We start from the raw sequence: 11820 nt of genomic DNA, 5'->3' as shown, positions 1-11820 counted from the left end.
GTGAGCAAAACCCACCTAAACTGCCCTGGGGAGTATTTGTTCGTCCGCGGTGATGGAACCAGTATGCAGAAGAACTTGTTTCGAACACCGGGCGGCCGTGCCGTTACGGCAGTGACAGCAACCGAGATGGAGGAGGTCGACCGGGTCGCAGTCGAGGAGGTAGGGTTACAGCTGCTCCAGATGATGGAGAACGCTGGTCGGACCCTGGCGTGGCACGTTCGTGATGTCCGAACGGAGGAGGCTCCAGTCCTCGTCGTGGCCGGGAACGGGGGCAATGGCGGCGGGGGAATGGCCTGCGCGAGACATCTCGCGAATCGCGGCATTCCTGTCCAGCTTATAATCGACAGGTCTCCCGACGACCTGTCCGGCGTCGCAGCCACGCAATACCGTATCCTCGACGAGATGGGCGTCCCGACTACCACCGATACGGAGCAGCTGACGCACTCTGAGAGTCAGCGAGTCATTGTGGATGCGCTCATCGGGTACGGACTCGATGGTGAAGTTCGATCTCCGGCGAGCGGGGTGATCGAGCGGCTGAACGAACTCTCGGAACCGATCGTGTCACTTGACCTCCCGTCGGGCCTCGACGCGACGACCGGCGAAACGCTCGGGATGGCAGTCACGCCGACCCGGACCGTCACACTCGCACTCCCAAAGACCGGACTCGAATCAGTCGCGGGAGCACTCTATCTCGCGGATATCAGTATTCCTCGATCTGTGTACGAACGGCTCGGTATCGAGTACGATCGGCCGTTTGGGCAGGATGATTGGGCCGAACTGAAAAGATAGCCCTCTGGTTGCGCTCCCGTGTAGCCGAGTTGCACGGTCCCGTCTCTCTCAAGTCGTCGGATGTGGTATATTTTCACATGCTTCGAGTAGGCCAGGAGGCGCCGGATTTCACGCTCCCTGGAGCAGCGGCTGGAACGATCGAAACGCACGGGCTCTCCGAGTACACGGATCGGGGCTGGGCGGTGATACTCGTCTTCTACCCGCTCGACTTCCATCCGGCCTGTACCGACCAGTGGTGTTCGCTGCGCGACGCCGACTGGCTCACGCTCCTGGACGACGTGGTCGTCCTCGGTGTGGGATCGGACGGGGCCTACGCTCATCGCAAGTACGCGACCGAGCACAACATCCAGTTCCCGCTGCTGTCGGATACTGATGGACAGGTCAGTCGAGCGTACGGCGTGTTGCTCGAGGAGTTCGAGGGGCACAGAGATCTACCTGGGCAGGCGACATTCGTCGTCGACCCCGGCCGAACCATCCAGTTCGCGTGGTCGGCCGACAGCCCGGAGGAACAGCCGGACCTCGACGCGTTGCAGAAAGCAACGAACTGTCGTGACGATGAGTGTGGTCTTACTGAGTCCGAAGAGTCGGCCTGATCACTTCGCGTCCGCTGGAACGGTACTTATTCCCCGTAGGTGTGGAAGTCAACAGCTTGTTCGAGCAGTTCGTCGGGAATCCCGGGGACCTCCTCGGAACGCACTGGCCCCTGCTCGTCGAGGAGATTGGGGTCACGTGGGAAGTCTCGGAGCTGAAAGTGAACGTCGATGCCGGCCTTCGCTCCCTGCCCGAGCGCGACCGGAATCTGGTTGTGACCCGGGGTACAGTCCCCGACTGCGTAGACATCGTCGACTGACGTCCGACCGTGGTCGTCGACCTCGATGGTACCGTCGTCGTTGATCTCACAGCCGAGTTCCCTGGCGAGCCCGTTGTTGTACTCGGCGCCGTACATCGCAAAGCCGCCTTTGTACTCCCGAACGGTGCCGTCCTCGAACTCGAGCGCTTTCAACCAGCCGTCTTCGCCGTTCTGGACTCCCGAGACGTCTTCGTGGATGACGTCGATCGGATGGTTTTCGAGCATCTCCGCGGTCTCCGAACTCCACTCGGGCTCGTTCCCACGCGTAAGCAGGTCCACCTCGTCGGTGAAGTTCAGCATGATCCCTGCGACGTGGGCGGCGCTCTCGGCGTGGCCCATCACGTATACCGACTCGTCGACGAACATGTGGGCGTCACAGTGCAGACAGTAGTGGAGCCCGCGACCCGTCCGCGGAAGCGGCGGTTCCGGCCGGACGTCGTTAAACCCGGTCGCGAGCACGACGCGGTTGGCTTCGTACTCGGCGCTGTTGCCAGCTAATCGGATGCCGTCTGAGTCGGGCCGTGAACAGGTCGTGACCATATCCCGGTGGATGTCACACCCATACGCCTCGAGCTGTTCTTGTCCGATGCCGAGGAATTCTCCCCCGCTCGTCTCCTCCTTCACGCCCAAGAGGTTGTGTACCTCCTGCATCATTGCTGCTCGGCCACCACCTCGGGTGACCACAGCCGTATCATGACCAAGGCGCGTGCTGTACAGCGCTGCTGTCATCCCGGCGGGACCGCCGCCGACCACGACGACTTCGTACTCGTCGACCGATGTTTCACTCATATATCACGAAGTCGAATCCTCGATAGATTTTGGTACCGTCGGGACAGTTGCGATCGGACATTTCACACAGATGTGAGACGGTGACCGTATTCATGTTCTCCCGGGTGTGTGACTCCGTTCAACGACCGCGTCGCGGTTTAGTACTCATCGCACATCTGATAGACCTGCACACATGGCATCAATCGTCGCCGGTCTGGCTGGTGGACTCGTCGCAACGATCGTTATGACCATCGTCATGATGGTGATGGGGGACGGTGGACCGCCGCCGACGGCGGCACTGGTCGCGAAGTTCGCAGGTGGCGACCCCGCGGACTACGCGATGCCCGGAATGATATTACACGTGATTTACGGCATCCTCGCGGGTGCAGTCTTTGCCATCGGCGTTCCGTTAGTCGGACTGAGCCTTGGATCGATAGCTGTGGCAGCCGGACTCGGGCTCGTCTACGGCATTATCCTCATGATCGGTGGGATGATGTTCTGGATGCGGATGGTCATCGGTATGGAACCCGATCGGGACATGATGAGGATGTTCGGGACGGTCCACGTCATCTACGGTGTGGTCCTAGGCGCTTTCCTCGGGGCTGGCATCCTGGGCTAATTTGACCGTCACCATCGCTTGCGCCCGCGTATACATTCAATACGACACACTCTCATGATATGGAACCGCTCGGTCGTCTTCGGTGGCGTCGTTTTCTTAGGTAGTTTACTTACAGTCTCAGCTCCACACGAGGCAGCGACACTGTCGATCCAGTCCTCCCTGCTGCAGTCGCTTCCCCTCCCGGCTGGGTTTCCGGTCGATCAGTTCCTCGCGCATTGGTGGGTGTTTCCCGCGTCGATTCTGTTTTCGCTGATCGCGCTCGCATCCGGCGTGTCGGGGGCGTTGTTCTTCAGCCCGTTTTTCATGCTGATCGTCGGTCTCTCCCCCTCGCAGGCGATCGGAGCGGGCCTCTTGACCGAGGTGTTCGGGATGGGGAACGGGCTGTTGAATTACGTCCGCCAACGGGTCGTCGACTACGCGACCGCGAAGTGGCTCCTCCTCGGGGCAGTGCCGGCGGTCGTCCTCGGTGCGTTTGCCGCTCATTACGTTCCGACCACACTGCTCAAACTCGCCTTCGGGGTCGGCCTCCTCGGTCTGGGCGGTTTCCTCGTCTACTACGATCCCCCGGAGGAGTGTGTTCCGGGCGAATGCGAAGGTGAGTACCTCGAACAGAAGAACACCGGGCGTGGGAAGACGACCATCGAAACGACGGACGGCGAGACGTTCCGATACGACACCTGCTGGCGACCACCCGGCGTCGGCTTGGCGACTGCTGGTGGATTCATTACTGGACTCATCAGCGCCGGGCTTCCGGAAGTGACGACCACGCAACTTATCGTCCGGTGTCGGCTGCCACCAAGAGTTGCAGTCGCAACGAGTGTGTTCGTCCTCGCTATCGCGGCTATCGCCGGTACGATCGTTCACGCGTTGGCAGCGACGCCCGTCTGGTACATCGTCGCGTGGTCCATCCCCGGCGTGCTGATCGGCGGCACTCTCGGAACACGCGTCGGAAAGTACGTTCCGAGCGAAATCATGGAACCGGCACTCGGCGTCGTATTCGCGATCGTCGGTCTCGTCGTCCTCGCGAGTGAACTATTGGTCTAATTCTATATTTGATACAAGCTGACTGGATTGTAATCGAGCATCAGTCTTCAGGGAATGAATCCCAGAAGATCTCTGGCAGATCGCGATCAGGGTTCTCTTCGAGGTAGTCCTGTTTCGTCAGGTTCGCATCCTCGATGAGGGCAGCGGCTTCGCCGGCCCACACGTAGAACCCGATCAGTGTCTCACGGCGCATCCGTTCGAGATCGACCGAGTGATACACGTTGACTACGCCACCCTCTTCGCGGTTCAACTCTGACCGTTCGAGCAGCCCCAGCTCGACGAGTTTGTTGAGATACCGGGTGATGGTACTCCGGTCGTAGCCAAGTGACTCGGCTACTTCGTTCGCGGATAGTGGCCCTTCCCCGATGACACACAGGCAGATATCGAGCCCGGCTTTCGGAAGGCCAAACGCTTGGAGGAGGACCTGCTTGACGTCGGGTGGCTGCACGCTCATTTCCAGGTCGGTCACGCGCTCCATCGGCTTATCGTGACAGGACATCGGGGGTTCGTCGCGGCCGAGCGCGAGGACGATGTTATCACAGTCGGGGCATTCGTACAGGTTGTACCGACTGGATGTCGGATCGTACTGTACCTCTCTGGATTCCGCCGTCGACTCGTTCGTCTCGTTCCCTGCCATTAGCTATTCAGCTCCATTTAGTACACAATCGTATTGGTTCCTGATAAATACCGGTTCTCTCATATCTTTGAGTTCGATGTAGCGGCGTCGACGATGACCATCTCCGTAGTATTGAGTTCGAGGAGTTCTTCACCAGTTATCGTGACTCGTGCGGTGCCATCGGGCGTGATTCGGGCCAGTTCACAGGCTTCCAACCTCTCAATATGCGATTCGACTGTGTATTCATCGGCGTCGAGCGTCGCAGCTAGCGCTTCGATGGTGGTCGTCTCCTGTCGTGTCGCGTCACTCGCCGTAGCGAGCTGTTCTAAGACGGATCGTCTCGTCACAGACATAGTGGGTGAGAGGTGGGTTGTTCTGAATGGATAGCCACCTGCGTCAGTTCCATTTTTGCGCTCTCTCTGTGCCGTTTACTGTTGGCCGTGGTTCAATACCTCGGTAGCGGGGTGTGGGTTGCATCGTGCTTCTGAGGGTTATTCTTCGACCGTTCGGCTGATGTCCAGGGTGTATGCTTCGAGCACGTCTCTGCCCAGGAGGACCGGATAGGTCATTTCCGACCGGTCGGTGATGCTGGCGGTGACCGTCCGCCAGCGCCCGTTCAGACAAAGGTCGACGTCGACGAGGGGGCGCGTCTCCGTGCCACTGCCCGTCCCCGACCGCACGTCGGTTGTACCCACGAGAGGCCCGGCGCCGATCCGACCGGCGAGGTCGGTGTCGATGCTCGTTCGCTTGGCACCCGTGTCGGACTTCGCGACCGCCTGTTCTGCCCCGTCACGACCATTGATTCGGATTCGCGAGGTGTAGCCGAGGACGCCGTCGTCACCCTGGTCTTGAACGAGCGGCGGTTTGCAATCGGGAACGGAGTCGTCCAGTGTCGTTTCCAGCTCGACGACTTGTGAAGTGTCGATGCTGCCGCCTGCTCGCTCGATAGCGAGGCGTGCGATGTGCAGAGCGGCCGAGACACCCGTCGCCGAAAACAGGCCTTTGAATCCCGCGGTAGCGTTGACTTCGAGGATGTACCACTCGCCGTCGATCGGCATCAGATCGACCCCGGCCAGATCCAAACCAAGGATATCGGTGGCCTCCTTCGCCAGTCGGCGAGGCTCCTGACCGAGTTCGTCAGTTACGCCCTCGACGTCACCGCCGAGCGCGACGTTCGTCCGCCAGTCGCCGTCCGGTGCGTGGCGTCGCATCGCCCCGACGATCTCCCCACCAACGACGTAGACACGCACGTCAGAGGGACGATCATCGGAGTCTTCGAGAAACTCTTGGACGAACGCATATTCGTCGTTGATCATCGGACCGACGGGTTCGTTCGGCGAGACGACCGACATATCCTGCCCGTTCGTCCCGATGGTATGCTTGTGGGCAGCGGTATCCGGGAGGTACTCCGGCCACTTTTCGAACTTCCGCGGGGAGCGGCCAAAGAAAGCGTCCGGTACTGGCAGGCCGGCTGCAGCAAGCTTCGCACCGGCGCGATACTTATGGAGTGTGTTCGCGACGGCCTGCGGTTCGTTTACGATAGGTGTCATCTCCTCGTAGAGTGCAGCGAGCTGGAGATCTTCGAGTTGGTGGTCACTCTTTGTCAGGAGCATCCGGTTTACGAGGATGTCGACCCGCGGTGAGAGCTGGACTGCACCGTCCTCGATCCACGAAGTGACGTTCTCGTCGCGGATCCACACGGGTTCGTGGCCCAACACCCGAACCGCGTTCAGGATCGCTTTGGTTTCCTTGCTGTTGTGGGTGCTCAAAACGCCCACTCGCTGTGTCCCAGCATCGGTCTGCACACTATCGATGCTCGCAGACCGTACCGAGTCCGTCGGACCCTCCGGTTCGGGGGAATTGGAAGAGGCAGTCATTAGCGTTGCTCTGGTCTATATTGGAGATACCCGTCATTACGGGTTCTGCGAACGTGTAACACAGTTACAACCCCTCTCTCGATTTAACCCGCTAGGACTCACCATGTAGGGACTGATGAGCGAACAACAGGCGGAAGCATTCACATTCGATGGCGGCCGTGTGGACCCCGGCGAAACGGAGGAATTCCGGTATCCAGTGAGCGAGACCTATCTGGGTGATCCGGTCCGGATTCCAGTGACGATTATCAACGGTCCCCGGCCCGGGCCAACTGCATTCCTCTCGGCTGCGATACACGGTGACGAACTCAACGGGATCGAAGTTGTCCGAGAAGTCGCCCAAGAGTGGGACCATTCAGAAGTCTGTGGGACGCTCGTTTGTCTCCCCGTTCTGAATGTTCAGGGGTTCGTCGCTCAGGAGCGCTACCTACCGATCTATGAACGGGATTTGAATCGAGCCTTTCCAGGGAAACAGAACAGTACGAGTTCGAACCGGATTGCCTACCAGATCTACCATAACTTCATCGAGCCCTGTGATTTCGGCCTCGATTTCCACACCTCGACACGTGGCCGGACGAACATGTTCCACGTCCGCGCCGACATGGACGACGAGGGGGCCGCCCGACTCGCTCGCGCTTTCGGAACGAATCTTATCATGGCCGGTGAAGGCTCTTCGGGGATGCTGCGGCGGGAGGCGACTGACGACGGTATCCCGACGATCACGCTCGAGATGGGGGAAGCACATCGCTTCGAGCGGGAGTTGATCGACCACGCCCTCGATGCGTCCGGAGCGTGTTCGCCGAATACGGGATTTACCAACAGGAAACGGTTCGGTGGCCGGGATGGCGGACTGTGATCGAGGGCTGGAGTGAAAAGACGTGGCTCCGGGCTGACGCAGGTGGAATCGTCGAAATGAACTACAAACGGGGGGAGTTAGTCCACGAGGGTGAGACAATCTGCCGCATCACGAACCCGTTCAAATCTGACGAAACGACCGTTGAGGCCCCATTCACCGGACTGCTCGTCGGGGTACTGGAAAACCCGGTCGTCTATCCAGGGAACCCACTCTGTCACTTCATCAAGCTCGAAGAAATGCAGGAACGAATCATCGAGAACCAACGTGGTATTCCACATAAATAACGTGACTCTGTGTAATTCACCATGTCCGCATCTGGGAGTTCAGAATGAGCTGCACGTGGACGAGCCGGTTTCATCGCACTCCCACGTGGGTAACCTTCTGCTCACTGGGATTCTTATTCGGTGGCCGGCCATACTGACACGCAATGGTTGAAAACAGCGGTCAAATCACGGTGTATTCGGATTACGTGTGTCCGTTTTGCTACCTCGGTCGCCGGTCATTGGAGGAGTATCAGGAAACGCGCGATCGTGACCTCGAGATTGATTGGCAACCGTTCGATCTTCGGAGTCAGAAACGCGGGCCCGACGGTAAGATCGATCACTCTGTCGACGACAGAAAAGACGAAGCGTATTTCGACCAGGTACGACAGAACGTCGCCCGATTGAAAGAGGAGTACGACGCCGACGAGATGCTCGACCTCGACGATCTTCTGGAGACTGTTATTGGCCCTCCTCGTCCGCTGGTGTCGGGAGCTGAATTTCAATTGTTGTTCCGGGAGCGGATTCGATAACTTCGATCTCTCCATCCAAGGTCGTGATAATCCAATAACTCAACCACAGCCCGAGTCCCTGCCCATGGATGAGTGGTGTTTCTACACCGGTTTCCAAAACACTCCGTTCCGTATCCGGAAGCCCCGGTCCGGTATCGGTAACCTGACAAGTGATCTGGAGATCGGACACACGTACGTCGATATCAACGGATGCAGGATCCCCCCCGTGCTTGGCAGCGTTATCAACGAGTTCGAATAATGCCACTTCGATCCGTGGAAGCGTCTCCGCGATCGCTTGGTCTGGCGCGTCGACAGTAATCGCGGCGTCTGGATATCGGGTTTCACACTCAGTGACGATCCGGTTGACCAGCGGCATAATGTCAGTCGGCTCTAACTCGGGTGATATTTCACGGTTCTGCTCGATCTTCTGTGCGGCTTCGGTTAGATCGAGTAATCGTGTCGAAGCAGCCCGGATCACCGCCGCTTTTTTCGCTCTATCCCCATCCAATTCCTCCACGAGCATATCCGCCCAGCCACGGATAACAGACATCTCGTTTCGCACGTTGTGACGGAGAACGCGATTTATGACGCTGATGAGTCCTTCCCGCTGGCGCCGATCACTCGCGTCACGCACCATTACTTGTATCCCGACGATATCGTCTGCACTGCGTGCTGCGTCCGGCACACTCCCATCGTAGATCGGAACGCCGCGGATATCTGTAAAGATGACTTCTCCTGATTTTGTTTCCAGTGGGAAATCCTGGGCTTCGGCTGGCTCTCCATTCAGAATCTGTGAGAGGTTCTCCCAGGCCCACTCCGTGGTCTGTGCATCGGGATGGGCAAGCGTTATCGGTTGGTCTACGAGCTCAGTTGGTGAGTATCCCAAGAGGTCCTGGGCGCTTTCGGACGCATACGTGAACGTTCCGCCCGTGTCGAACCGGAAGACGGAGTCGAAATTGGCCTCAATGACGGCCCGGTATATCTCTCGCTGTTCGTCCAATCGCTCTTCACGCCGTGAGAGTTCTTCTTTGTAGTTTCGTCGTTCGATGGCTTGGCCACCAAGTCTAGCGATTAGTTCGACGAAGAACCGTTCCTCGTCGACAAAGGGGTCGTCGCGTGGCTCCGTATCGGCAAAGCAAGCAGTCCCATACACCTCGCCGTCGACGAGGATTTTCGCACCGATATACGCTCCCAAGCCGAACGTCTGAACGGCGGTTTCGGAGATCTCTGTGGATGCTGTTGCATCCTCGATGGCGAGCTGGCTTTCGATTTCGATGGTCCGACGACAGTAGGCCTCGTCGAGTGGGCAGCTCTCACCTGGTTGGATCAACGGGTGATCCCCGGTCGCCTGAAGAATCTCCTGTGTCCCCCTTGAGATCCGTGTGAAAAACCCGATTGAAAGGTCGAGATATTCTGTCCCGATGTTGAGAGCCTGCTCGATTTGATTCTCGAGCCCTTCGTTTGGATCGGCGAATATCTCGTAAATTTGATTCCGATACGTAACAGCCCTCATAGCCGATTTTCTTCAGCCAACTCGTATGAAGGTTTGGTCACACATTTCGACGGTGTCTCTGTCCGGCCCGGTCCACGCCTTGGGCTTAGGAGAATCGGTGGATCAATTATTAGCTGATCATCACGCTAGATCTGACACCTCGTCTGGCTCCTCGACGTCGTTGAACTCTCCGCGTTCCACAGGTTCCCAGTCCTCATCCGGCTCTGGACTCCACCAGTCGACCTCGTAAGCGCCCTGTGCGCCGAGGACCTTCACGCGCGCCGACCGGTCCGGCAGGTCGCGGCGCAGTTTCTCGTCGACGTGAAGGTTCCAGGTCGTGGTTGTATCGAAGCAGGCGAGCACGGCCTCCTCGTAACCGCGTGTTTCTCGGGATTCCTGGAGTTCGACCTGGGTGTTGCAGTTCTTGCAGAACACTCCCTCGAAGGGAATGTGGGTGAACACTTCCTGCCCGCAGACGGGGCACCAAAGGAACTCGAACAGTGCCTCGCTGTGTCGGTCGAGTACTTCAAGACTCATTGTTGGGCCGACCCGGTTCGACCGGGTCACTCTCTCCGCCCCGGCCGAAAAACAGCGTCCAGCGCGGATTCACCACTCACCATTCGAGGCCGTAGACGATGCAGGAGATGGATTTATATCCACAGTCGGGACAATCGTACTACCGCTGAACCTTCGCCTCGTCTGCTGACTTCTCGCCGGTCCCACGTTCACTGGCGTCTCCGTGTCGTCAGTGAACATGACATCTTCGAACGTGTGCCCTGCAGATCGCCTCGGGATCCAACTCGCAGTCGTAATTATCAGTTGCCCTGAAAAAGTGTGGCTTCCTCACCATCAGGTAGTCTGATGAAAATCTCCTCGAATGACGTTTTGTACTCCTTCGAATGATGGCCATTTCTCTTTGGACGATATCTTACCTCAAGGAGCGACATATCAGCGAGACAGTTGAGTTTACGATACAGAGTAGAACATGATATCTCTAACTGGTCCTCTAACTCTGAAGCAGTTTGTGCAGAATCTGATGTTGCTTGAAGAATTGCTAGGGACTCTGAATCCCCGAGCATGTCGAACATGTCGTCAACGGGGGCGGGGAATGGTTGACCTCCGTCATCGCTACTTTCAGAAATTTGTCTTATTCCCGAAGACATTAGTCAAAAAGTCTGATCGTGGCGTGTTAAACATTCTCCCATTTAATAATGTAGTGTTCAGAGAAGCGGATTCCATGCGAAGGCGAAGGATCTGAGCTGCCCGTTCGCGGTTTCTGCTTCGGCGTTGCTGAAACAGTTTGAGAAACTGGTAGTTCTGCGTTTTACCTTACGAAAGACACGTTTGACGCTGTTCCGATCTTCATGTCGTTGGCTCTGTTGAAATCCTATTCGTTAAACATATTCTCGTCTGAAACAGCTGGTCACTGAAATCTGCGTACTGATTGTAATGAGGTCTGGCAGTTCAGAGAGATGTTCAGAGTCGCGTGCGAGATACAGGGCGCGTGTTTTGCAGAACAAGCTATGATCTGTCGATCATTCTTCCTTGTTTTCTGGTCTGGCTAGCAAGTCTTCTTCATACGCGGCTACTGCCTGAACGACAGCTTCTGCGTCCTCATCAGCCACATCGAAGGCGTCTAAACTCTCGTACAACAATTCAACGGCTCGCTGGATGTGAGCCGGAGTGAAGGGAATGTGTAGATGTGCCTCACGGACAGGTTCAGCGTCGTACGTTTCGGGACCACCTGCTGCCTCACACAGGAAATCCGTCTGCGTCCGACGTAGTTTCTCCATATCTGCAGTCTCGAAGAACGGCCCTAATTCATCATCGGCGAGAAGCCTGTCATAGAAATCATCGACCACAGCGCGAATACCCTCTTGTTCCCCGAGGCGCTTATACAGGTTTTGTTCAGTCATATTTCGTAAGAGCGAATGAATACGCATGTATATTATGGATTAACGAATATACACTTTCTACATAGGTCAATAAATGCCTACAGAACCAGTACTCTAGGCCGACTCCAGGCCGGTGAATTCATCCGCTCTATTCAGCAGATCACCGTCGCCGGAGTGGATGAGTCGCCACGTGTGGTGGCGGCCCTCGTGGCGGGTTTGAAATAGGACGCCGTCGCCGAGGTGGT

The 11820-nt window shown here is 57.4% G+C and carries 12 protein-coding genes and 4 pseudogenes; 6 read left to right on the top strand and 10 right to left on the bottom strand.

What is annotated here, in order from left to right; genetic code table 11:
• Complete coding sequence (locus GJ633_RS02030; protein ID WP_321168865.1) at positions 1 to 789, top strand: NAD(P)H-hydrate epimerase; 789 nt, start codon at positions 1 to 3, stop codon at positions 787 to 789.
• Positions 790 to 866: 77 nt separating this feature from the next.
• Complete coding sequence (locus GJ633_RS02025) at positions 867 to 1382, top strand: redoxin domain-containing protein (RefSeq protein WP_156586741.1); 516 nt, start codon at positions 867 to 869, stop codon at positions 1380 to 1382.
• A gap of 26 nt (positions 1383 to 1408) precedes the next feature.
• On the opposite strand, the gene GJ633_RS02020 is transcribed toward GJ633_RS02025, so the two are convergent.
• Positions 1409 to 2428 carry an NAD(P)/FAD-dependent oxidoreductase gene (locus tag GJ633_RS02020; protein ID WP_156586739.1) on the bottom strand — a complete coding sequence of 340 codons (1020 nt, stop codon included), beginning with the start codon at positions 2426 to 2428 and terminating at the stop codon, positions 1409 to 1411.
• A 172-nt stretch (positions 2429 to 2600) separates the two neighbouring features.
• Here GJ633_RS02020 and GJ633_RS02015 point away from each other — a divergent pair, with 172 nt between their 5' ends.
• A complete protein-coding gene (locus GJ633_RS02015; RefSeq protein ID WP_231741198.1) occupies positions 2601 to 3026 on the top strand; it encodes a hypothetical protein in 426 nt (141 codons plus the stop codon).
• Between the two features lie 54 nt (positions 3027 to 3080).
• Positions 3081 to 4070 (top strand): sulfite exporter TauE/SafE family protein, encoded by a 990-nt coding sequence (locus GJ633_RS02010; protein WP_156586737.1) that lies wholly within the window; start codon positions 3081 to 3083, stop codon positions 4068 to 4070.
• Between the two features lie 40 nt (positions 4071 to 4110).
• Here GJ633_RS02010 and GJ633_RS02005 read toward each other — a convergent pair whose 3' ends face one another.
• The 3 genes from GJ633_RS02005 to GJ633_RS01995 form a co-directional block, all read right to left on the bottom strand.
• Positions 4111 to 4707 carry a helix-turn-helix domain-containing protein gene (locus GJ633_RS02005; RefSeq protein ID WP_156586735.1) on the bottom strand — a complete coding sequence of 199 codons (597 nt, stop codon included), beginning with the start codon at positions 4705 to 4707 and terminating at the stop codon, positions 4111 to 4113.
• A 59-nt stretch (positions 4708 to 4766) separates the two neighbouring features.
• Positions 4767 to 5033 carry a hypothetical protein gene (locus tag GJ633_RS02000; RefSeq protein ID WP_156586733.1) on the bottom strand — a complete coding sequence of 89 codons (267 nt, stop codon included), beginning with the start codon at positions 5031 to 5033 and terminating at the stop codon, positions 4767 to 4769.
• Positions 5034 to 5177: 144 nt separating this feature from the next.
• A complete protein-coding gene (locus GJ633_RS01995) occupies positions 5178 to 6491 on the bottom strand; it encodes a RimK/LysX family protein (protein WP_394351113.1) in 1314 nt (437 codons plus the stop codon).
• Between the two features lie 187 nt (positions 6492 to 6678).
• On the opposite strand from GJ633_RS01995, the pseudogene GJ633_RS01990 reads away from it, so the two are divergent.
• Positions 6679 to 7700 (top strand): annotated as a pseudogene (locus tag GJ633_RS01990) (succinylglutamate desuccinylase/aspartoacylase family protein).
• A gap of 143 nt (positions 7701 to 7843) precedes the next feature.
• Positions 7844 to 8119: pseudogene (locus GJ633_RS01985) on the top strand (DsbA family protein); the annotation flags it as partial.
• Between the two features lie 19 nt (positions 8120 to 8138).
• Here GJ633_RS01985 and GJ633_RS01980 read toward each other — a convergent pair.
• From GJ633_RS01980 to GJ633_RS17555, 6 genes and pseudogenes are all read right to left on the bottom strand, one after another.
• The gene (locus GJ633_RS01980; protein WP_156586729.1) at positions 8139 to 9701 is read right to left on the bottom strand and encodes an ATP-binding protein; all 1563 of its coding nucleotides are present in this window, start codon (positions 9699 to 9701) and stop codon (positions 8139 to 8141) included.
• A gap of 120 nt (positions 9702 to 9821) precedes the next feature.
• Positions 9822 to 10217 carry a hypothetical protein gene (locus tag GJ633_RS01975; protein WP_156586727.1) on the bottom strand — a complete coding sequence of 132 codons (396 nt, stop codon included), beginning with the start codon at positions 10215 to 10217 and terminating at the stop codon, positions 9822 to 9824.
• A gap of 278 nt (positions 10218 to 10495) precedes the next feature.
• Positions 10496 to 10843, bottom strand: coding sequence for a winged helix-turn-helix domain-containing protein (locus tag GJ633_RS01970; protein WP_156586725.1), 348 nt, complete (start codon positions 10841 to 10843; stop codon positions 10496 to 10498).
• A gap of 57 nt (positions 10844 to 10900) precedes the next feature.
• Positions 10901 to 11053 (bottom strand): annotated as a pseudogene (locus GJ633_RS01965) (IS6 family transposase); the annotation flags it as partial.
• A 162-nt stretch (positions 11054 to 11215) separates the two neighbouring features.
• Positions 11216 to 11596 carry a truncated hemoglobin gene (locus GJ633_RS01960; RefSeq protein WP_156586724.1) on the bottom strand — a complete coding sequence of 127 codons (381 nt, stop codon included), beginning with the start codon at positions 11594 to 11596 and terminating at the stop codon, positions 11216 to 11218.
• A 96-nt stretch (positions 11597 to 11692) separates the two neighbouring features.
• Positions 11693 to 11820: pseudogene (locus tag GJ633_RS17555) on the bottom strand (transcriptional regulator); the annotation flags it as partial.

Origin of the sequence: Halorubrum sp. CBA1125 (genome assembly GCF_009742825.1) — an archaeon.
In the GTDB taxonomy this organism is placed as follows: domain Archaea; phylum Halobacteriota; class Halobacteria; order Halobacteriales; family Haloferacaceae; genus Halorubrum.
The sequence above is the reverse complement of the archived record's forward strand: the minus strand, read 5'-3'. Positions and strand labels throughout refer to the sequence as shown.